This window comes from Bacillus sp. AFS055030 (assembly GCF_002574545.1).
Taxonomy (GTDB): Bacteria; Bacillota; Bacilli; order Bacillales; family Bacillaceae_G; genus Gottfriedia.
Genome location: NZ_NUGT01000077.1, coordinates 58,730 through 80,393 on the forward strand (window position 1 = coordinate 58,730; position 21,664 = coordinate 80,393).

A 21,664-nucleotide genomic window follows, 5' to 3' on the forward strand; every position below is an offset into this window, starting at 1 on the left:
CTCATTCAATTGAAAAGGGAGCTTTTTGTTTCTATATTTCAATGATTATTGGTAAAATCATCGGTTTTCTCTTCGTTTTTGTAAATAAAAATTGTCCTAAGGACTTTTTAATATTTTGCTTCATAACTCCCCATTGGAGCTTGTTTTCATCAAGTAATTCGTTTATGGATGATGTGACGATTTGATTTACTTCCTTCAGTAAACTTTCAGAATCACGCGCATAGACAAATCCTCTTGAAATGGTATCAGGTCCAGAGATAATCTTTCTTTCCATTTTATTAATGGTGATGACGATTACAAGCATTCCATCTTCAGCAAGTTGCTTTCGATCTCTTAGGACAATGTTACCGACATCTCCTATGCCCATTCCATCTACATAAATATTTCCTGCTGGTATTCTTCGGCTTTGAATCGCTTCTGATTGTAAAATATCGACAACATCACCATTTTTAATAATAAAAATATTATTTCGTTTGACGCCAACGGATTCAGCAAGAGAACGATGATGATGAAGCATTCTATACTCACCATGAATCGGAATAAAATATTCTGGCTTCATTAAAGTAAGCATGAGTTTAAGTTCTTCTTGATAAGCATGACCAGAAACATGCATTCCTGTCGAGCTTCCCGAACCATAAATGACATTTGCTCCGAGATTGTAAAAATTATCGATAATTTTTGATACGTTGCGCTCATTTCCAGGAATTGGTGAAGCAGCTAAAATGACAGTGTCACCAGGATAAACATCAACACCTCTAAAGCTTGAACTAGCTAGTCGAGCAAGAGCGGCAAGAGGTTCTCCTTGACTACCTGTACATAAAATTGTAATTGATTCTGGTGCGAAACTATTAATTTCATCTGCATCAATCAACATACCTTCAGGAATTGATAAGTATCCTTGCTCCATTGCAACTTGAACAACATTCACCATGCTTCTACCCAAAAGAGCTAACTTTCGATTTGTGATAATCGATGCATCAACAATTTGTTGCACCCTGTGAACATTAGAAGCAAATGTTGAAATAATGACTCTTTGTTTTGCCTTCATAAAAGCATCTACTATATGCTCTCCAACAATCCGTTCAGATGGAGTTGAACCTGGCCGTTCAGCGTTTGTGCTCTCTGATAAAAGTAATAAAACTCCTTTACTACCTATTTCGGCCATTCTATGAATATCTGGATATTGATTATTAACAGGCGTTAAATCAAATTTAAAATCGCCAGTATGTACGACAGTTCCTTCAGGGGTTTCAAATACGATACCTAAGCAATCGGGAATACTATGATTTGTTTTAAAAAATGAAATCGAAAAATGTTCAAATTTAATCACCGAATCAGAGTCTATTAAAATGAGTTCAGTTTCTCCTAATAGACCATGCTCTTTTAATTTAAGCTCAATTAATCCAAGCGTTAATCTCGATGCATATACTGGAATATTCAATTGCTTCAAAAGATAAGGAATTCCACCAATATGGTCTTCATGACCGTGTGTAACAAATAAGCCCTTAATCTTTTCTTGATTTTCTTTTAAATATGTAATATCAGGAATGATTAAATCAACACCTAATAAACTCTCATCTGGAAACTTTGAACCACAGTCAATTAAAATGATTTCTTTTAAGTATTGAATAGCATACATATTCTTTCCAATTTCATTAATTCCACCTAAGGCAAAGACGGATAGCATACTTTTTGTTGGACTCAAATTCTTATTCCTCCTAGTACATTGAAAAGTATAAACAGTTTCCTTTTTAGAAATTGCCATATATTTCTTAGTATGTACGTAAGCGTTAAAATCATTCTTGTATAAAAAAATGAGCCGGTAGAAACCGAGCTCATTTTACTATTACTCTTCAAAATAGTTTCTAAATGGTTTTTTTGGTGTGTGCGTTTCATTACGATAATAAGGATTATCCACAGTAGAATCTTTCGGATCCAAATTTGTTTTAATAACTAAAGACGGTCCCGTTGTACCATGCTCAGCAATAATCCGATCGTTTAATTCATTAAAATCAGGAAGTTTCTTATTCCCTGGTTGTAATGGTTCAGACATAAAACCACCTCCTGACAATAGGATGCTTTCTTCAAGGAAAATTATGTATTTAATAAGAATAGAACGTTAATAAAACATTAGACTCAATAAGTATCAAAGAACGGGTACAAGCTTTTGTCAATGTACATACTGATTATATTGTTATTTTTAATGAAAAGCTGGAAGCATGAACAAGTACGACGTTATCAATTAAATTCTGGATCCATTACAATCACTTCTTTCCAGCGATGTGATCAATCGTTTCGAAAAATAATTCGTTACTGATCGTTATCTAAAAATTTCCGAATATGATCTTGTCTTGCTGCAAAACTTGCTTTTGCTTTTGTCGCCAAATTTTCACCAGTAGTCCAATTCATTTCTTTACGATTGCCATATAATTTTTCAACTTGAACTTGTTCTAATGCATGCTACATTGTCTAAATAATCTAATAGAGATTTAAGATCCCAGCTGTTTGGTTTCGATCTAGAATTTCAAGCACAGCATGATTTTCTAAATCTTGACGCCATTTTGTTGATCTTCCTAGCTGAGTAACGCCAATACGACTTCCCATGTTAAAACCACGTCGGATTTTTTCTATATTCTTCGATGTCTCAATTGTCATGTACTTCACCACCTTTTTATCCCTCATTTAATTTCACCTTCTTTGTACTATCAATGTCACGAAAAAATGTTAATGAAGGAATATTTGTTAGACAGAGAATGCTTATATAATATGGACTCCAACTGCTGACATGCCTGCTGGACAATATAAAGTGACATGTGAGATGAAACAGGACTAAAAATCTCTGCAAAAACACGATATATGACAGTTGTAAAACCTTAATACCATACTACACGAATAAAAACTCAATCTGCTATTAATCTTAGCTAGATTGAGTTTTTTTCGTGTTAGTTCGATTAGCTGCTTCACATTAATCAAAAAAAGCTAGCAATCTCTAAAATAAGGATGATAGATTTTCGTTTGAAGACAGGACTGTGATTGCTAGGGAATAATAGGAGCTTTTGTTACAGTAAGCAGACACACTTTTTGATATTCCTTCATAATACTACGATAAAGGTTACTTTGATCAGGTTGGTGGAAAAAATGGGAGGCGAATCAAAAGCAATAGTGGGATCTGTGATCGTTTCAATTGGAACAATTACTGCTGCAATTGGTTCCACACCATCCAACTACATAAAAAGTAGTGTTCGAGATGATTTATCTTTAATTGGAAATGTTTTGCAGGCTACAGGAAATGGTATCGATGCTGAAGCAGAAGGGACAGTACTTAGAGCAGTTGGAAAAGAAATAACAGCTAGTGGGAATATTACGGTTGTTTCAGGGCTGATTTTTGACAGTCGAAAAGAAGCATATTATAAATTATTCGTTGCAGGTAATTTGTTACAAGCTCTAGGATTAGGCGTTAATGTTGGGGAGGCGATTGAGCTTACTCCATTTCCTGGTCAATCAGAAAATATTGTAGGAAGCATAACACAAATTATAGGAAATACTTTGCAGGCAATTGGATGGTCAGAGGCACTATTTGAAATTAGAGAAGAAGTAAATAAGCAAAAAAATATTGGCTATTATGAAGAATACCTTAATAAAAATAATGTACAGACCGAATCTGAAACATTAGTAGCAACAGGAAGTTGGATTCAAGCAATTGGTTCTGTTATTTCAGTGATTGGTTCCATAAAAGAAGCTGCTGGGAGAGAGTAAGAGCAAAGAAATGTATCAATGTCTCCTTTTCTCTAAGAATCAAGCGTTTTAACAAAAATAAACATATATAAATAGAAGTGGAGATAGAAAATTCACGCTTTTTTGTGCTGTTCGTTATTTTCTTAAATGTGTTAAAATGCATTAAAATAGAAACTAAGGATAAATATAGAAGAATTTTTATTTAAATTACATAAATTAAATAAAAAACTTTTTGACCCCGTATCTTTTTATACTTCTTTTACGTTTATAGGGTAGAGAGTGTTATTAAAGGAGTGGAATTCAATGTCTAGTAAGCTTAGGGTGCACAGTATAGAAAAGGAAAATCAGGAAGTAAAGTCTGATGAATTCTATTGGAAGGAGTACTATCCAAAACTGCAACGGTATTGTCGTTTTCTAGCTCAAAATGATTGGGATGGTGACGATATCGCTCAGGAAGCTTTTTTTAAAGCTGTAAAATACTATAATAACGAAAAAATGAATTCAGCTTTATTAAATAAAATAGCTTACAATCATTGGATTGATACTTTGCGAAAAAGGAAAGAGGAACTGGTTATTTCTGATTTTGAACTTTCCCAATATGCTGCTAATAATCCACTTGATCATAAACTAAATACTGTAGAACTCTTACTGAAACATTTTACTCCGAAACAAGCGATTATCTTTTTCTTAAAAGAAGCATTTCAATATAAATCGAAGGAAATTGCAGATATGCTAGGGACAACAGAAATAGCCATAAAATCTAGCCTACATCGAGCGAAAAGGCGTTTAGATAAAATGAACAAAGAAGAATCCCCTTCTGTTGAGTATTTTTGGAATGAGGAAGAACGTGAGAAACTTGAAGAAGTTTTTCATATCGCGTTAGAGGTTCAAGATCCTACAATACTAATTCAGGCACTCCCTTCCTTAGATCGTATTGTTGAAAGTCCTAAAATGTTATTTTGTAATTTCCAGTCAGCTCGAACTCAATCTCCTTCAAGCACTCTCTGTATGGCTGCATAGCCAATTAACGCTTTTAAGGAGGATTTTTAAATGACGACAGTTCCTTATGTAATTGAACAATCCAATCGTGGTGAACGTTCATATGATATTTATTCCCGTTTGTTAAAAGATCGAATTATTATAATAGGTGATGAAATAAATGATCATGTAGCAAATAGTGTAGTTGCACAATTATTATTTTTAGCTGCAGATGCACCTGATAAAGAAATTTCACTTTATATCAATAGCCCTGGTGGGTCGACTTCAGCGGGATTTGCAATTTATGATACGATGCAATATATAAAGCCTGATGTTAGAACAATTTGTACTGGAATGGCAGCGTCCTTTGGTGCGATGCTTTTGCTGGCGGGAACAAAAGGTAAGCGGTTCGCACTTCCGAACAGCGAAATCATGATCCATCAACCATTAGGTGGAGCTAAAGGCCAAGCAACAGAAATTGAAATATCTGCTCGCCGAATCTTAAAATTACGTGAGCATATAAATCAAATAATTGCTGAGCGAACAGGACAGCCAGTTGAAAAAGTAGCAAAGGATACAGATCGAGATTATTTTATGAGTGCAGAAGAAGCGAAAGAATATGGAATAATTGATGAGATTTTGTATCCAAATCATTAACTTTATAATGAAAAGGTTAGCGGTGCTAACCTTTTTTTGCATTGAGGGACCTAATTTCTTTTACTTCTGAAATTAGTTATTTAGAACGAATAAGCTAAGTTTCTATGAATAGCATTAATTAGTAAGTTAAAAAGTTGCTAGAGGGGGATAATAATGACTTTCGAACAAAAAAGTATTGCAGGCTTTATGCACCGAGGAATTACAGAAGAGAATACTTACTTCTTTTTAAATGATGTTACCACTATCTTAGTAAGTGGAGAAGATACAAACGGTGCTTTTTGCGTCTTGCACTGCAACGGTAAAAAGAATGGTGGACCTCCTCTTCATATACATGAATTAGAAGATGAAACGTTTTATGTATTAGAAGGAGAAATTACTTTTTATATTGGGGATCAGACAATATTAGCAAAGGCTGGAGATTATCTATTTGCTCCTCGAGGAATTCCTCATACATTTAAAGTGAAATCAGAAGAAACTAGTTTCATAGTTACTGCTTATCCATCAGGTTTTGACCAATTTGTAAAAGAACTTTCTATTCCATTTGAGAAAGGGTTTAAAAAACTTGAAACTCCACCTTCTGCTGAAAAAATTCAGAAGTTGATAGAGGTGTCAAAAAAATATAAGATTTCTTACCCAAGTTTATAAATTGAATGAAAGACTTTGTTCTCCCTGGAATCTAATGTATTCTTTCATTAAATGGTTATCTTAGGAAAAGAGGATACGAGTATGAATGATTTAAATAAGCTAAATCCAATTGAAGCAGCAAAACATTTTATTGAAAAATACTTTCCAAAGTGTCAGGGAGCATTACTAGCAGGCAGCGTGGTACGCAAGGAGGCAACAGAAACATCTGATCTTGATATTGTTATTTTCGATAAAAGCCTTATCTCTTCATATAGAGAGTCTTTAAAGGAATTTGGATGGGAAATAGAAGTTTTTGTACATAATTTATCATCTTATAAACAATTTTTTAAAAGTGATTTTGAGAGGGCTAGACCCTCGCTTCCAAGGATGGTTTCTGAGGGAATCATCTTAAAGGACGCAGGAATAATTGAGGAAATTAAAAAAGAAGCAAATGATCTTTTAGATAAAGGTCCAGAAAAATGGTCAGAGGAAACAATTAAAATAAAGCGATATTTTATGACGGATGCACTAAATGATTTTATAGGTTCCACTAGTAGAGCGGAAGAATTATTTATAGCAAATACACTGGCCGAACTAGTAAGTGAATTCGTTTTAAGAACAAATGGTAAATGGATTGGTTCTTCAAAATGGACTGTACGTGCATTAAGACAATATAACGAAGAGTTTGCAAATATTCTTGTAGAGGCCTTTGATTTATATTATAAAACTGGTGAAAAGAGTTTAATCATCAAATTAGTTGATGAAGTTTTGCAACCGTATGGTGGGCAGTTGTTTGAAGGTTTTTCTTTAGGGAAAATGTAGAAGTTTAATTTAAATATAAGATTGTTAAGGAAAAGGGGTCATTTTTATGGCTCTTTTTTATTTTTGAAAGGAGTTTATTCTACATAATAAAAATTTTTAATATAGTAACGAAATGTTCAGTAAAATTAGGATTTTCCCCTTCCGATATGATAGGACATTTCTCCTGTTTTTTCGTCAAGGTTATAGAGTTTCAGATAAAAAATAACTTTTTTTGTTGAATTCACCCAATTTTCAGTCTTATTTTTCTGATCAAAAAATAAAAAATCCGACAAAAAGATATGTTTTTTTCCATGATATAACATATTTCTGTTTAAATTTGACATTTATTTGTGCGTATTTGATAAAAAAATTTGTTCATAAACAAAGTAGAATTCCCCCAATATACGCTCATATATGACAGATGTACAATTTAACTGTATTTAATTAACAGCCACGAAAATCAGATAAATAGGAAAACATAAGTTTCTCATTATATTTAACTATTACTCTATAGATCCAAGGTGGATTTTAATAAATACAGAATAAAATTGTAGGAGTGTTGTTATGAAAAACGGAAAATTTAAAGCGTTTAAAGTTATGTCTACCACTGCCTTAGTATCATTACTTTTTACATCATTAGCTTTTGCGGACAATGATAACGTTACACCTCAAACTGGATCAACTGATGTAACTTTTGACGAAGGTACATCTTTATTTGCAAAGAATAAGCTAAATTTAACACAAGAAAACTCCTTGTATAAAGAAGACAACCGAGTTTCTATGAAAACATTTAAACCAGATGAAGAAGTTCATTTAATCGTTCAAGTGGAACAACCAACTGATAGCGAACAAGCAACACCTAAGCATAAAAAAGCAATGTTTAAAGAAAAACAAGACAATGTAATTGGTGAAATCTCAAAACAAAAAAATTCAAAATCAAATGTGGATTTTAAGGTAAAACATCGTTATTTTGAAGGATTTAACGGTTTTAGTGTTGAAACACAATATAAAAATTTAAAAGATATCCAGTCGATCCCTGGAGTTACGCATGTTTCTATTGCTAGAACATTCCAAGAAAATATGGCAGCAAGTAAAGAATTAGTACAAGCTCAAAAAGTATGGGAGCAATATGGTTACAAAGGTGAAGGTTTATTAGTAGGTGTTGTAGATTCGGGTATTGATTGGTCTCATAAAGATATGAAACTATCAGATGCAGCTAAAGCGAAAGAAAAATGGACAAAGGATAAATTCGACCAGTTTGCAACAACAACAGATGTTAATGAAACTTGGTATTCAGATAAAGTACCATCTGGATATGACTGGGCAGATAACGATACTGATGTTATTCCTGGAACAAAAGGTAGTCTACACGGGACACACGTTGCTGGAACAATTGGAGCAAATGGTGATGATGCAACTGGCGGAGTAGCCGGTATTGCCCCAGGTGTTCAACTATTAGCAGAAAAGGTATTTTCTGATAATGGTGGCGGTGCTTATGAGGATGATATTATTGCAGGTATTGAGCATGCTGTTACTATGGGTGCAGATGTAATTAATATGAGCTTAGGTAGTGATGCAGGCTATGTAGACGAAAACTACGATCCGATTCAAAAAGCAATCAGAAATGCGACAGAAAAAGGCACATTAGTTGTTGTGGCTGCTGGAAATTCAGCATTCAGTTCGCAAGCCTTGCTAACACCTGCAACAGTAAAACCATTTGCGGAAAATCCTGATATTGGAACGGTTGGCTCACCTGGTGTAAGCCCATTTGCTTTATCAGTTGCTTCCTTTGAAAATGCTAAAATTCATATGAACGCAATTTCAGATGGAAGCTTAGCAGTTCCATTCAAAGACCATTCTCAATATGGACAAGCTTTCAATGTATCTAATAATCTATTACCAAATACAAACTATGATTTGGTATATGTAAATGAAGGAAAAACGGCAGCTGATTATCCAAAAGGAAAAACAAATTATATTGCCGTAGTTAAACTTTTAAATTCATATAGTTCTGTTTCAAGTATTCAATTTACTGCAAAGTCAGCAGGAGCGAAGGCTATTATTATGATACCTCCTTCAAACTGGTCAGATTATAAAACTCTACCAGTTACTGGATCTGCAACACCGACTGCTTCAACTAGTAAATCAATCGGTCAAGCATTATTAGATAAAATGAGTAAAATGCCTAGTGGCCAATATTTAAGTATGCAAAATATCGGTGATTACTGGGTAGATAACCCTGATAAAGATACGATGTCTTATTTTTCATCAATGGGTACAACTCCTACATTAGATTTTAAACCTGAAATGTCGGCTCCAGGCGGAAATATTTATTCAACAATTCCAGGGAACAAATATCAAGTATTGAGTGGTACATCAATGGCTACACCGCACGTTGCAGGTGGTTCAACTTTAGTATTACAGTCACTTTATGAAAAAGGACTACAACATTCAGAAGATACAGTTTTAAAAGCGAAAATTGCATTAATGAATACATCTAAAGTCATTATGGATCCAAGAATAAATAGTGAAGTTCCATATTCACCACGTATTCAAGGTTCTGGTTTAATGCAAATTCAAAATGCGATTAATACGCCAGTTATTGTAACAAATCGAAACGCATCTTTAGAACAGGCTGGTTCGGTAGCACTAAAGGAAATCGGTCAAAATACAAGCTTTAAATTAAACGTAGAAGCTTTTGATGTACCTAAAGGTAAAAATAATAGCGCTGATATTGAATACAATGTATATGTTGATTTATTAAAAGATAAGACAGAAACAAAGCAATTTGATTTTGATCATGATGGACAATTAGATTCAAAAGATTATTTAACTTTATCAAGTGAACAAATTAAGGGAGCAAAAGTCACTGTTAATGATAATATCGTAACAGATAAAAAAGGATCTACATTGAAAATCAAACCAGGGCAAACAAAAATGTTAACGGTTAATGTATCTTTACCAGATTCATTAAAGAAAAATAGTTTTGTAGAAGGATATGTTCGTCTTGTACCAGTGGCAGAAGACCAAGATAAAGCTGTACCAATCACAGTTCCTTATATGGGCTTTTATGGAAAATGGGATGAGCCACGTAACATCGATGCGCCAGCTTGGGAAAAAGATTCTTTTGCAGGTCGTACAGCACTTTGGAATGATACTACAGAAGGAGGAGCACCATTAGGGTACAATGGAGCAGGCTTTGATTTAAACCATATTGCTTTCTCTTCAAACTATTTTGATAAGGGAATTTTTGGTGGAATGGGCGTTTTACGTAATTTAGAAAAAGCTGAGATCTCTATTGAAGATGCTTCTGGAAAGCAGCTTAGATATTTAGGTGACTACAGTGAATATACTGGAACTGGAGAAGCTTGGAAGTTTAGAAAGAACATAATGTTTAACGGCGACTATGGTTATTCTTTATATCAATGGGATATGAAAGACGAATCAGGAAAGTTTGTTCCTGATGGGACGTATTATTACGTAATTAAAACAACTTTAGCTTATTCAAATGCTAGACCTCAAACTGTTAAAATGCCAATGATTGTAGATACAGTTTTACCAACAGTTTCCGACATCAAGGTAACTCCAAAAGATGGAAAATATGTCATTACATTTGATGCGACAGATAATGCAACTGATTTTTATTTTACTGATATTTATGTAAATGGTAAATATTATTCACTACAGCCTGGTGTAAAAACTCTTACAGTTAATTCCGAACCAAAAGGTATGGTATTTAGAGCGGTTGATTATGCAGGAAACATTTCTTGGACTAAATGGGGAGATCAAAGCTATAATACACAAGGAATAGCAATGCAAACTTGGGGAGTTTCTCCAACTACAGGAATTAACGAGTCTAAACCAGCAAAAATTTCTGTTTTTGGTTATAATCGAGCAGACTGGACGATTAATGTGAAAGATGCTAATGGAAAACTTGTAGATTCAGCAACGTTTGAAAATGAACACACATTTAGAACGTCATGGGCACCTGAAAAAGATCTTCCAAATGGCACATATTCGATTACAGTAGATGTTGTAACAAAAGACGGCTTTAAAGTAACAACAACGCCTAAAACGATAACAGTTACTCAATAATACGATAGTTTTTAAGTTCACATATAAAAAGGTTCTAGTAGAAACTAGAGCCTTTTTGTATTGGCATTTTTTGCTTCAGGAGTTTTATTCACTATAATTCAAGTCTTTATTGTTTTTTAGTTTCCCTTGGATTAGAACAATGAATAATAAACTAACCGGAATAATTATTTGAAGTGGAAAATGAAGCAAATAAGGTATTAAATGGGTCACTTCTAAATGATGCTCAAGAAAACTAGAAGCTACCCATAATGAACATAAAACAGTAATAATGCCAAGAGGGTAAACTAGCTGGTCACTTTTCTTTATATTAAATAAGTCTGCTGCCCCAGATACCGCACAATAAAAGTAAATTGTAATTTTTACAAAGGCATTACATACTGCAATGATAACAATGAAAGTGTCCAATCTTTGGATGAAATCCGCAATATTAATATAACTAACTGATGTTAGAAGTGGGTAGATTGTTCTTTCAATAACGGCTGGACCTAGTATGGCAATATTTAAAAATGCAAATAAGATTAGTATAAGTCCCGAAAATATAAAGGCTGGAATTCCTACTTTTATTGCTAATTCTTGTTTTTTTAAATGAGGCATAATCATTGTAAATGTCAAGATTTCACTAAAAGGTACTGTAAAGGAAATCGGAAAAGCTTTAAATACTGGTTTCCATCCATGTTCTAAAACAGGTCTTAAATTATCAATTTGTATTAATTTTGAAATGATTTCAAATCCAATAAATATGAAGACAAGAATCATGATAATAATAAAGATAAACTCACATGAGCGGGCGAAAGTTTCTAGCCCTTTAGAAATTGCATACATGATTAATAACATCATAATTAATCCAATTGAAATTAGAGAAGAAGCATTATATAGAGTGATTGTTAATAAATCCTCAAAATCACGTAAAGTGCTTGCAGTAATATAAAGAAAATATAAAATGTAGATTAATGCAAATATTTTTCCAATATATTTCCCTAAAATAATTTGAATATATTTTGTTAAAGGAATATCAGGGAATAATTCATATAACTTAATATAAACTACAAAGATTAAACAAGCAGCAAAAAGTCCTAGTAATAAACTAATCCATCCATCTTGTTTAGCTCTAGCATATATTTCAACAGGTGGTGAAGTACCGACCCCAAACATAAAAATCATACAAAAGAATTGAAAACCACTTATATTTAATTTACGATTCATTAAGATTCCTTCTTTTGACTTCTTATTTTTCTTCTAGAACATTATTTTTTCCATAAAATTCTATTTTATTTAAGAGTTCATTAAGTAATTTTTTGTGACTAAAAAAGAGTTAGACAAATTTAGTATAATAGTAACAGTCATTAAAAATAGGAATAAGGTGGTCATTACGTGGAAATTAAGGTTGATGATTTAACTGGAACTGAAGTTGCTAAGCTAATTAGTGAACATCTACAAGGGATGGCACAGAATTCCCCACTTGAAAGCATCCATGCGCTAAATCTTGAAGGATTAAAGAAACCGGAAATTACGTTTTGGAGTGTATGGGAACAAAGTGAATTAGTTGGATGTGGGGCTCTAAAAGAACTTGACTCTATACATGGAGAAGTAAAATCAATGAGAACTTCTTCAGCTCATTTAAGAAAAGGTGTGGCAAGACGCATGCTCCAACACATAATCGAAGAAGCGAAAAGCAGAGGGTATAAGAGAATCAGTTTAGAAACTGGTTCGATGGAAGCATTTAATCCAGCAAAAAAACTATATGAGCTTTTTGGTTTTAAGTATTGTAAGCCTTTTGCTGATTATAAAGACGATCCTAATAGTGTTTTTATGACGTTAGAATTGTAATCTATTTGAAAGTATAGTTGCTGTCGTAGCAACTTTTTCTTTATTCACACGCCCAAATTTAAATAAATTAAACAAAAAAATTTTAAAATAAAATTAGTACCTAGTATTAATATCTGGTGTTATAATATTGGGAAGAAATAAAAAAATATGACTGAGGTGACCATAATGCAAAATTCGAAAGCACGTATCACTGCAATAGGTTCATATGTACCAGAAAAAGTATTAACAAATAAGGATTTAGAAAAAATAGTTGAAACAAATGATGAATGGATTGTAAAGCGAACTGGCATAAAAGAGAGACGAATTGCAAATACAAATGAATATACAAGTGACCTAAGCTTTAAGGCAATAAAGGATTTGATGGATAAATACAACAAGAATGTTGAAGATGTTGATATGATTATCGTTTGTACTTTAACACCTGATTTTAAAACCCCAAGTGTCGCTTCAATCGTTCAAGCAAAGTTAGGGATAAAAAATGCGGGGGCAATTGATTTAAACGCTGCTTGTGCTGGATTTACTTATGGTTTGTATATAGCAAATGGATTAATAACAGCAGGTTTAAATCGAAAAATTTTAGTTGTAGGTGCAGAAACATTATCTAAAATTACAGATTTCGAAGATCGAACAACATGTATTTTATTTGGTGATGGAGCCGGAGCAGCTTTAGTAGAGTACGATGAAATACAACCTAGTTTCATTTCTTCTCATTTAGGATCAGAAGGAGAAAAAGGGAAGCATTTATACTGTTCGCATTTATCGAATCAAATGTTTGAAGAGGAAATTTCAAATAGCAATTATATAGTCCAAAATGGTCGAGAGGTATACAAATGGGCTGTTACAACTGTGCCAAAAGGTATGCAAGCTGTTCTAGATAATGGAGCAACTTCATTAACTGAAGTTGATTGGTTTGTTCCTCACAGTGCTAACTTAAGAATGATCGAATCGATTTGTGAAAGAAGTAAGTTTCCAATCGATAAAACATTATATAGCTTAGTTGATTGCGGAAATACATCATCAGCCACGATCCCATTATCTTTAGTTAAGGGAGTTAAGGAAGGTAAACTTAAAGATGGAGATAAGGTTTTACTATATGGTTTTGGTGGTGGATTAACCCATGCTGGATTACTTATTAATTGGACTTTGTAAATAAGAATTGGATACTCAAAAGTGGATTGTGAGAGAGTAAATCAAGCAAAAGATGATGAAATATCCCGTAAAAGAGGTTCATGAGGAAGTAATATAGCAAGAAAAAGAAAATAAGTTCCTCATAACGGGCTGCTTCGAGGTTTATTCTTATTCCAGTTACTCGATCATAAATTTTGTATGCATGGGTCTGTTTTGGCTTTTTGTAGATGGGAAAGTATTATTATGAAAAATAAATATAAATTCTAAAAAGTGAAATTATGTTTCGGTTGTTATAGCGAAAGATAGTAAATACATTTGTTTTTTAACTATTTATTCAAATTAAACCGATTACCTCCTCTAAAACACGAACGTTATTATTGATTTTTCAAAAAAAGTTCATGTTTTGTGTTGAAAATATATTTCGGAGATGATATATTAGCAGTGTAATCATTCTTAAACATTACTCGTATATGCTCAGTAATATGGTCTGAGCGTTTCTACCTGGTTCCCAATGAAAGAACTAGACTACGGGTTAAAGTATAATTGGTTTCATTTTTTGTAACCAATCATGATGGTTAGCATTAAATTTTATTTATTGCTGATCTATACTTTAACTTTCGTGGTCTAGAAGGTAGAGATTGTTCTACTTGTTCTAGACCATTTTTTTTGACAAACATCGAGTGTAAATATCATCTAGGGGGAAAAGAAATTGTTAAAAAAATACGGTTTAGTAGGAATTATTTCTGCACTATTAATCTCTGTATCTGTAGGTTATAACTTTAAATCGAACACTGCAGAAGCAAAAACGAAACATCTTAAACCAATCATTATTGAAGGACCAATGCCAATTGAGGCTGAAAAGTTTGCTAGTAAGTTAAAAAATGTAAAAATTGAAAAATCAGGTAGTTTCGTATTTTACAAAGGTACTTTAAATAATTATCCAGTGATTGTAGCAAAAACAGGTAAAGGTATGGAAAATACTGCTGCTGCTACAGCGATTGCAATTGAAAAATATAAACCAATCGCAATTATTAACCAAGGTACATCTGGTGGCCATGATCCAAATTTAAATGTTTTTGATATCGTTTTAGGTAAAAATACAACGAATATTGGTTCATTAAAAACAGCTTCTAAAGAGGAAAACGAAGGAATTGACCCAACAATCTGGAAACCAATGGATTTAATGGCTTCAGAAGGTAGTGCGGGTGAAGATCCAAATGCTGAAAAACCACGTTTCTACGAAGGTAATAAAGATTTATTAGCAGCTGCAAATGCGGTGAAAAATAAATACACTAAAGGTAAAGTTGTAGAAGGTACGATCGGATCTGCGGACGTTTGGAACAATGAAGTTGATCGCATTAAATGGTTCCATACTAAATATGGAACTTCAGTAGAAGAAATGGAAGGCGCTGCTGCAGCTCAAATTTCTCAAGCATATAATGTAGCTTTCTTAGGAATTCGTGTACTATCAAACAATAAAACAAATGGCGGAAAATATGATCCAACTACAGCTACTGCTTGTCAAGAGTATGTAATGGAAGTAGTTAAGAAATATATTTCTACAAATCCAAGTAAATAATAATTTTAGAAAAAGAGATATTTTTAAAGTATCTCTTTTTCTTTTTTTCTAGTTATTTCAACCACCATAATTCAACTGGATTTAATTCATACTGATTATTTTCACGATACATATATTGACACATAATGAGCTCACGTCTCAATGTAGCGTAATCTTCATGAAATTCCTTCAAATATTCATTGATTTCATTTTCTAGATAAATTCTACCAAATTCTAAGCCTTTAATCATATGCGCTAAAACGACAAGCTTTTTCTTTCGCTGAGCGGGATAAATTTTAAGTTTACCTTCTTTTGTAAAGAAGTTATTGATAATGCTTGAGCGTTCACTTTCAGTAACTGACATTTCCATATTAGAATCTCCTCCTGTTCCCACTGTGAAAATTGCTTTCGCACTCATTTCTAAAATTTTAGTATTTAAAGAGAAATAGATGGTGTTTTTTTCTCGGCGCTCTTTTATTAGGCCAACTTCTCTAAGCTTTGACATATGATGGGTAATCGTTGGGGGTTTAAGATTTAATTTATTGGCAATTTCTTGTCCACTTAAATGTCCTTGCTGAAGTAAAGCAATAATGCGTACACGGGTAAGATCACCTAAAGCTTTATGGAAATCTACAATTTTACTTATTTGCAATTAATACACACCTACTTTTATATTTATCTAATTAGATAATAGTCTAATTGCAGTTTCGTTTCAATAAGTAGTTCATTCCGTAAGTAAAATTAGTTATTTTTTACTAAAAATTAATTGGAAAAATAATCAACGTGTGAAAGAATTTGGAATCTTAATATTTTACTTCAAAGGCCCAAAGAAAAAAGAAATGTGGTGCGAAAATAGTGATACTGTTATTTTTTATGGACTAGGAGACCTACCAAAAAATACCATACATTTTTTTTAGCAAGTAAATTTGGTTTATTTTTGATATTCCAATTTTTCTCATTTATATAGGGAAAAAGTATTAGTAATGATATTGGCATAATTGAAAATAACTGCTATGCTAATTTAGTGAAAAATTTAAAAAGGGGGAATTTTCATGCAAATGTTAGGTTTATCTAATAGTAGGGTAAAACGAAGGGGATTATTTAACAGATAAAGAGAGGTAGAAAGAGCGTGGGGATACTAAAATTTCATAAAAATATTAAAATTCGATTACTTGAATCGTTCTTAAGTTCGTCAATTGGAAGTATGATTTTTCCTTTTATGGCGATTTATTTATCTAAGCACTTTGGGGTAAAACAAGCAGGATTACTTTTGCTTGTTAATGTATTTATCGGAATTATTATGAACTTTTTTGGAGGGTATTTTTCGGATCAGTTTGGTCGGAAAAAGACGATTGTATTTGCTGAAACGATTCGCTTACTAGCGTTTACTACGATGATGCTTTGTAATTCACCTTGGTTTTCATCCCCTCTTATTACATTCTTTATGATGTCTTTAAATAGTATTTGTTGGGGATTAGCAGGGCCAGCAAATCAGGCAATGTTAATAGATGTGAGTAAGCCAGAGGAACGAAAGCTAATGTACTCAATCATGTATTGGTCAAACAATTTATCGATTGCAATTGGTGGTATGCTTGGAGGATTTTTATTTAAATCATATTTATTTGAATTATTATTAGCTCTCTCAGTTGCTTCACTTGTTACATGGATCTTAATTGCATTTTTTGTTGAAGAAAGCTTAGTTACGGAAAAGACGGAAACAAAGAAGATTGCTCATCACGCTCAAAAAATGATTTCAAATTATCGTGACGTTTTTCAAGATAAGCTTTTTATTCTTTATGTACTGGCAGGTTTGCTAGTGCTTTCAATGGAATTCCAATTAACAAATTATATCAGTATTCGATTAGCAAATGATTTCCACACACAACATTTATTGGACTGGACATTTGGTGGAATCGAGATGAATGGTTTCCTGCGTACAGAAAATACGATACTTGTAGTAGTAATGGCACTTTTCGCTTCTAAAATAGTAGGGAAGTTGGATGATCGAAAAACGTTAATTTGGAGTTGTGTTGCATTTGTTGGAGGGTATGCAGTAATTTCATATAGTAACTCTATTTGGCTATTATTTATTGCAATGTTCATAGCAACAGTTGCTGAAGTATTAAGAGTACCAGTTCAACAAAACTATATGGCTAACTTACCAGCAGAAGAAACAAGGAGTTCCTATATGGCGGTTGCAGGTTTAACATTTAATTTAGCGATGTTTATCTGTTCAATAACGGTTTCACTAAGTGCATACTTATCCAATTTCGCGACATCCTTCTTTTTAACAAGTTTAGGTGTAATCGGTATTCTTATATTTGTTCGAATTACGCCTGCATTGGAAAGAAGAATGAAGGGAGAAATATTGCATGAGCAAGAAAAGACTGTCGGAATAAATTCTTAATTTACAAGAGTTGCATTTTGTGACTATTTTTTATTGAAATAGTAAGGTGAATAGAGGTTTAGTGGCAGACACAAAAAACTGTAATAAGCTAAAGCCTTATTACAGTTTTTTAATCATGTTATACCATTTTACTCCACCGTGTGTTGAGCTAGAAATACCGTTATTGATGAAGCCATGATTTTCGTAAAAACGAATTAAGTTTTCTTTACATGTAAGAGTGATTGAATCACGATTATTTTCTTTTGAAACTTTTTCAATATGAGAAAGTAATTTAGATGCGATTCCTTTATTTTGATTTTGTGGAGAAACTGCTATGCCTAAGATACTTTGATGACCACCTGTAGATGGATTTTTTTTAATTTCGCTAAATAAATCATCTGTAATGAAAGCCTCATTTATAACAGGACCGTTAACTAAACCAACTAATTTACCATCTTCCTCAGCTACAAAAAAACTATCGGGAATTAATTTAATGCGTTTTTCGAATGCCTGTTTTGTTGCTGCCTCTTCTTTTGAAAAACAAAGATTTTCAATTTCTACAAGTTCAGATAAATCTTCTAATCTTACATTTCGTATGTTTAGCATGATGTACCCCTCTCCATTTTTCTTAATTATATTATATTAATTTCATAGCTCACAAACTATTTAAACTAGTATTTTGTAAAGTAGTAAAACTAAATATAATAAATAGATGTTGACAGAATTATGAAATAACCTCTATAATACAAAACATATTAAAAAAAGAAACAATCTACTAATGTTAGATTAATATAGTTTTAAGCAATGAAGGGAATTTAAGTAGTGCTTATCTCAATGTAATAGAGAGCTGATGGTTGGTGGAAATCAGTACAAAGATAAGGATGAATTTCGGTCCTGGAGCTTTTTTTTTCGAAGTAAAGTGTAATCTTTACTGAGGGGAAAACGGTCAATTATGATCGTTATCAAATTTTAAGAGGCAGAATATTTCTGCAACTAGGGTGGTACCGCGAATAATTCGTCCCTACTGATACAATCAGTAGGGACTTTTTTATTAGTTTAAAATTGAATATAGGAAATGCAATGAAGGGAATACAGTAATGTTTGTTTCACTGTTTAAGAGAGCTGGTGGATGGTGTGAACCAGTACAAAAACAAGCGTGAATTTCAATCTTGGAGCATCTTTTTCGAAGTAAAGGTCGACATTTAATTTGAAAAAGACGGTCATCGATCGTTAAATAAAACAAGTGGCAGATTTAATTCTGCAATTAGGGTGGTACCACGGTGTAAATCGTCCCTGTCGTTAGTGGCAGGGGCGATTTTTTTATAAAATTATAAGTTAGGAAGAGGAGATAGAAAATGGAATTACAAAAAAATTTACTACCTAGACATATCCGTTTCATGGCACTTGGTGGTGCAATTGGTACAGGTATTTTTAAAGGAACATCAGAAACTGTATCGATTGCAGGACCTGCAGTTATTTTTTCATATTTGTTTGCGGGATTATTACTTCTTGTTGTAATGAGTGCAATTGCAGAAATGGCAATTGCATTTCCAGGTTTGAATATGAAAGGATTTATTCGTAAAGCGTTTGGTACAAGAGTTTCTTTCGTCATTGGCTGGTTGTACTGTTTTATGTGGTTAGTTGTTTGTGTTATTGAAGTAATCGCAGCTGGTAGCTTTCTACAATATTGGTTTCCTTCAATGTCTTTATGGTCTTTAAGTTTTATTAGTGCAATTTTTATTGTGGCTGTTAATTTTATGAATGTAAAACGATATGGTGAAATAGAGTTCTGGTTTGCAGGAATTAAAATTACAATGATTGTTTTATTTATTGCGTTAGGCGCTGGAATATTATTTGGCATTATTCCAAGTGATCATACCGATTATGTACAAAATTATGTTCAGCATAAAGGTTTCTTCCCACACGGCTGGTCAGGCGTATTTTCTGCTTTATTAATCGTTATTTTTTCTTACGGTGGTTCAGAGCTAATTGGATTGACTTTAACAGAAACAAAAGACGCAGAAAAGGTAATACCAAAAGTAATAAAAGGGGTTATTTGGAGAATTGTTTTATTCTACACGCTTCCGATTTTAATTATTTGCGGATTAATTCCATGGAATGAAATTGGTAATCAAGAAAGTCCATTTGTTCAAGTTTTATCAACAGTAGGTTTTCAAGGTTCAGCTCATATTATGAACTTTGTATTAATTACGGCGGTATTATCTGCAGCAAATTCAGGTATTTACGGCTGTACACGTATGATGTATTCATTAGCAACTGAAGGAGAAGCGCCAAAGGTTTTTGCAAAAATTTCTAAAAATGGTGTACCTATTTATACGGTTATTGTAAGTGCAATTATTTTAATTGGGGGCACTTTTGTAGCTTATTTTTCACCAGATCGCGTTTTTGGTTATTTAATGGCAATCCCAGGATTTACAGTATCATTAGTATGGATCAGTATTTGTTTAGCACAAATTAAACTTCGAAAAACTTATACTAAGATGCCGCATTATAAAGTATGGGGATTTCCGTACGTAACATCTTTTACAGTAATTGCATTAAGTGTGAGTTGTATAGCATTTGCATTCAGTGAACAGAACAGGTTAAGTATTTTTGTATGCTTAGGTATGTTAGTTGTATTAGTTTTATGTTCATTTATAAATGGAAGAAAACAAACGCATTAAAAATTTGGGCACCTTAATTGGTGCCCAATTTTTTAATGAATGATAGCTAGATATTTAGGTGCGAAATACGTGTTTATGTTAAAGTTAATATGAAATTGAATGTAAAACGTTATAATTTTTGGGAGCTACTTAATGTGGCTCCCTTTCACAAATAGTACCCTACATAACTTAGCATGAAATGTCGGATTGGTTTAATTCGTTCTTGTTATTCTATTGATGAAGGAGGTCATCAAATGGATTTGTTGAAGAATATGAATGAGGCGCTAGTATATATTGAAGAAAATTTGACAGATGAGATTGATTATAAAGAGCTATCTAAACGGGCTTTTTGTTCTGAGTATCACTTTAAAAGAATGTTTTCGTTTCTTGCTGGAATTTCTCTTTCAGAGTATATACGTCGCCGCCGTCTTACTATTGCAGCGTTTGAACTTAAAGATCATAACAAGAAAATAATTGATATTGCTTTAAAATACGGATACAATTCCCCGGATTCCTTTACGAGAGCCTTTCAAAACTTACATGGAATTACTCCGTCAGAAGCTAGAAATAACGGCAATTCGCTTAAAGCATTTCCACGAATGACCTTCCAATTATCAATTAAAGGGGGAAATGAAATGAACTACCGTATTGAAGAAAAAGAAGCATTTCGAATTGTAGGGATAAAAAAGAGAGTGCCAATTATTTTTAATGGAGTTAATCCGGAAATTGCATCCATGTGGAAAACTTTAACGATGGAAAAAATAACGAAACTAAAAGAACTCTCCAATGTTGAACCTCTTGGCATAATAAGTGCTTCAACAAATTTTTCTGAAGGTAGAATGGAAGAAAAAGGAGAGCTTGATCATTATATTGGTGTTGCCACTACAAATGACTGTCCAAATGAATTCATTCAACTTGAAGTCCCTGCCTCTACATGGGCAGTATTTGAAGCAATTGGAAAATTCCCAGATGCATTGCAAGAAGTGTGGGGACGAATATATTCAGAATGGTTTCCGTCTTCTAATTACCAACAAGTAGAAGGTCCCGAAATACTATGGAATGAACACAAAGACATCACGTCACCAACGTTTAAGAGCGAAATTTGGATCCCAATCTCTAAAAAATAGGCTTTGTTAAAGTAAATTGTTCATTTTTAAATAAAAAATAAGACCACAAAAAAAATTGTGGTCTTTGTTTTTTCTTATGCAACTA

General features: G+C 32.9%; 17 protein-coding genes, 1 pseudogene, 1 riboswitch and 2 other annotated features. Of the genes and pseudogenes, 12 read left to right on the top strand and 6 right to left on the bottom strand.

Going from position 1 to position 21,664, the window contains the following annotated elements; genetic code table 11:
* Positions 1–31: 31 nt before the first annotated feature.
* From CN925_RS16325 to CN925_RS21380, 3 genes are all read right to left on the bottom strand, one after another.
* On the bottom strand, positions 32–1,705 hold the full coding sequence (locus tag CN925_RS16325) for a ribonuclease J (RefSeq protein WP_142339245.1): 1,674 nt from the start codon (positions 1,703–1,705) through the stop codon (positions 32–34).
* A gap of 141 nt (positions 1,706–1,846) precedes the next feature.
* The gene (locus CN925_RS16330) at positions 1,847–2,053 is read right to left on the bottom strand and encodes a hypothetical protein (RefSeq protein ID WP_098847488.1); all 207 of its coding nucleotides are present in this window, start codon (positions 2,051–2,053) and stop codon (positions 1,847–1,849) included.
* Between the two features lie 425 nt (positions 2,054–2,478).
* Positions 2,479–2,655 (bottom strand): hypothetical protein, encoded by a 177-nt coding sequence (locus CN925_RS21380; RefSeq protein WP_180232993.1) that lies wholly within the window; start codon positions 2,653–2,655, stop codon positions 2,479–2,481.
* Between the two features lie 483 nt (positions 2,656–3,138).
* Between CN925_RS21380 and CN925_RS16335 the strand changes: the two genes are divergently transcribed.
* The 6 genes from CN925_RS16335 to CN925_RS16360 all read left to right on the top strand — a co-directional run bounded on the left by CN925_RS16335 (position 3,139) and on the right by CN925_RS16360 (position 10,890).
* Positions 3,139–3,756, top strand: a complete 618-nt coding sequence (locus CN925_RS16335; protein ID WP_098847490.1) for a DUF6944 family repetitive protein — start codon at positions 3,139–3,141, stop codon at positions 3,754–3,756.
* A 282-nt stretch (positions 3,757–4,038) separates the two neighbouring features.
* A complete protein-coding gene (locus CN925_RS16340; RefSeq protein ID WP_098847493.1) occupies positions 4,039–4,755 on the top strand; it encodes a sigma-70 family RNA polymerase sigma factor in 717 nt (238 codons plus the stop codon).
* A 30-nt stretch (positions 4,756–4,785) separates the two neighbouring features.
* The gene (gene clpP / locus CN925_RS16345; protein ID WP_098847495.1) at positions 4,786–5,370 is read left to right on the top strand and encodes an ATP-dependent Clp endopeptidase proteolytic subunit ClpP; all 585 of its coding nucleotides are present in this window, start codon (positions 4,786–4,788) and stop codon (positions 5,368–5,370) included.
* 153 nt (positions 5,371–5,523) lie between these two features.
* Positions 5,524–6,015, top strand: a complete 492-nt coding sequence (locus CN925_RS16350; RefSeq protein ID WP_098847498.1) for a quercetin 2,3-dioxygenase — start codon at positions 5,524–5,526, stop codon at positions 6,013–6,015.
* 81 nt (positions 6,016–6,096) lie between these two features.
* Positions 6,097–6,816: a nucleotidyltransferase domain-containing protein gene (locus CN925_RS16355; protein WP_098847501.1), complete on the top strand. Its 720-nt coding sequence runs from the start codon at positions 6,097–6,099 to the stop codon at positions 6,814–6,816.
* 543 nt (positions 6,817–7,359) lie between these two features.
* On the top strand, positions 7,360–10,890 hold the full coding sequence (locus CN925_RS16360) for a S8 family serine peptidase (RefSeq protein ID WP_098847504.1): 3,531 nt from the start codon (positions 7,360–7,362) through the stop codon (positions 10,888–10,890).
* A gap of 84 nt (positions 10,891–10,974) precedes the next feature.
* Here the strand turns inward: CN925_RS16360 and CN925_RS16365 are convergent, their stop codons facing one another.
* Positions 10,975–12,093 (bottom strand): GerAB/ArcD/ProY family transporter, encoded by a 1,119-nt coding sequence (locus CN925_RS16365; RefSeq protein WP_098847507.1) that lies wholly within the window; start codon positions 12,091–12,093, stop codon positions 10,975–10,977.
* 168 nt (positions 12,094–12,261) lie between these two features.
* Between CN925_RS16365 and CN925_RS16370 the strand changes: the two genes are divergently transcribed.
* The 3 genes and pseudogenes from CN925_RS16370 to CN925_RS16380 all read left to right on the top strand — a co-directional run.
* Entirely contained in the window at positions 12,262–12,717 is a 456-nt protein-coding gene (locus CN925_RS16370; protein ID WP_098847510.1) for a GNAT family N-acetyltransferase, read from the top strand.
* A gap of 165 nt (positions 12,718–12,882) precedes the next feature.
* Positions 12,883–13,866 (top strand): ketoacyl-ACP synthase III, encoded by a 984-nt coding sequence (locus CN925_RS16375; protein ID WP_180232994.1) that lies wholly within the window; start codon positions 12,883–12,885, stop codon positions 13,864–13,866.
* 423 nt (positions 13,867–14,289) lie between these two features.
* A riboswitch (purine riboswitch) is annotated at positions 14,290–14,393 on the top strand.
* Positions 14,394–14,665: 272 nt separating this feature from the next.
* Positions 14,666–15,424: pseudogene (locus CN925_RS16380) on the top strand (5'-methylthioadenosine/S-adenosylhomocysteine nucleosidase); the annotation flags it as partial.
* Between the two features lie 52 nt (positions 15,425–15,476).
* Here CN925_RS16380 and CN925_RS16385 read toward each other — a convergent pair.
* Positions 15,477–16,055 (bottom strand): DUF2087 domain-containing protein, encoded by a 579-nt coding sequence (locus tag CN925_RS16385; RefSeq protein ID WP_098847516.1) that lies wholly within the window; start codon positions 16,053–16,055, stop codon positions 15,477–15,479.
* Positions 16,056–16,532: 477 nt separating this feature from the next.
* Here CN925_RS16385 and CN925_RS16390 point away from each other — a divergent pair, with 477 nt between their 5' ends.
* Positions 16,533–17,810, top strand: a complete 1,278-nt coding sequence (locus CN925_RS16390) for an MDR family MFS transporter (RefSeq protein ID WP_098847519.1) — start codon at positions 16,533–16,535, stop codon at positions 17,808–17,810.
* Positions 17,811–17,909: 99 nt separating this feature from the next.
* Here CN925_RS16390 and CN925_RS16395 read toward each other — a convergent pair whose 3' ends face one another.
* The gene (locus tag CN925_RS16395) at positions 17,910–18,395 is read right to left on the bottom strand and encodes a GNAT family N-acetyltransferase (protein ID WP_098847522.1); all 486 of its coding nucleotides are present in this window, start codon (positions 18,393–18,395) and stop codon (positions 17,910–17,912) included.
* A gap of 189 nt (positions 18,396–18,584) precedes the next feature.
* Positions 18,585–18,815: a binding site (T-box leader), on the top strand.
* A 45-nt stretch (positions 18,816–18,860) separates the two neighbouring features.
* Positions 18,861–19,087 (top strand) — a binding site (T-box leader).
* A 57-nt stretch (positions 19,088–19,144) separates the two neighbouring features.
* Between CN925_RS16395 and CN925_RS16400 the strand changes: the two genes are divergently transcribed.
* Complete coding sequence (locus CN925_RS16400; RefSeq protein WP_098847524.1) at positions 19,145–20,473, top strand: amino acid permease; 1,329 nt, start codon at positions 19,145–19,147, stop codon at positions 20,471–20,473.
* A 233-nt stretch (positions 20,474–20,706) separates the two neighbouring features.
* Positions 20,707–21,579, top strand: coding sequence for an AraC family transcriptional regulator (locus CN925_RS16405; RefSeq protein ID WP_098847527.1), 873 nt, complete (start codon positions 20,707–20,709; stop codon positions 21,577–21,579).
* The last annotated feature ends 85 nt before the right edge of the window (positions 21,580–21,664 follow it).

What these genes read in the sequence shown, in the direction of transcription:
- CN925_RS16330 (WP_098847488.1), bottom strand. Translation starts at nt 2,053, where the DNA reads ATGTCTGAACCATTACAACCAGGGAATAAGAAACTTCCTGATTTTAAT.
- CN925_RS21380 (WP_180232993.1), bottom strand. Translation starts at nt 2,655, where the DNA reads ATGACAATTGAGACATCGAAGAATATAGAAAAAATCCGACGTGGTTTT.
- CN925_RS16335 (WP_098847490.1), top strand. Translation starts at nt 3,139, where the DNA reads ATGGGAGGCGAATCAAAAGCAATAGTGGGATCTGTGATCGTTTCAATT.
- CN925_RS16340 (WP_098847493.1), top strand. Translation starts at nt 4,039, where the DNA reads ATGTCTAGTAAGCTTAGGGTGCACAGTATAGAAAAGGAAAATCAGGAA.
- clpP (WP_098847495.1), top strand. Translation starts at nt 4,786, where the DNA reads ATGACGACAGTTCCTTATGTAATTGAACAATCCAATCGTGGTGAACGT.
- CN925_RS16350 (WP_098847498.1), top strand. Translation starts at nt 5,524, where the DNA reads ATGACTTTCGAACAAAAAAGTATTGCAGGCTTTATGCACCGAGGAATT.
- CN925_RS16355 (WP_098847501.1), top strand. Translation starts at nt 6,097, where the DNA reads ATGAATGATTTAAATAAGCTAAATCCAATTGAAGCAGCAAAACATTTT.
- CN925_RS16360 (WP_098847504.1), top strand. Translation starts at nt 7,360, where the DNA reads ATGAAAAACGGAAAATTTAAAGCGTTTAAAGTTATGTCTACCACTGCC.
- CN925_RS16365 (WP_098847507.1), bottom strand. Translation starts at nt 12,093, where the DNA reads ATGAATCGTAAATTAAATATAAGTGGTTTTCAATTCTTTTGTATGATT.
- CN925_RS16375 (WP_180232994.1), top strand. Translation starts at nt 12,883, where the DNA reads ATGCAAAATTCGAAAGCACGTATCACTGCAATAGGTTCATATGTACCA.
- CN925_RS16395 (WP_098847522.1), bottom strand. Translation starts at nt 18,395, where the DNA reads ATGCTAAACATACGAAATGTAAGATTAGAAGATTTATCTGAACTTGTA.
- CN925_RS16400 (WP_098847524.1), top strand. Translation starts at nt 19,145, where the DNA reads ATGGAATTACAAAAAAATTTACTACCTAGACATATCCGTTTCATGGCA.
- CN925_RS16405 (WP_098847527.1), top strand. Translation starts at nt 20,707, where the DNA reads ATGGATTTGTTGAAGAATATGAATGAGGCGCTAGTATATATTGAAGAA.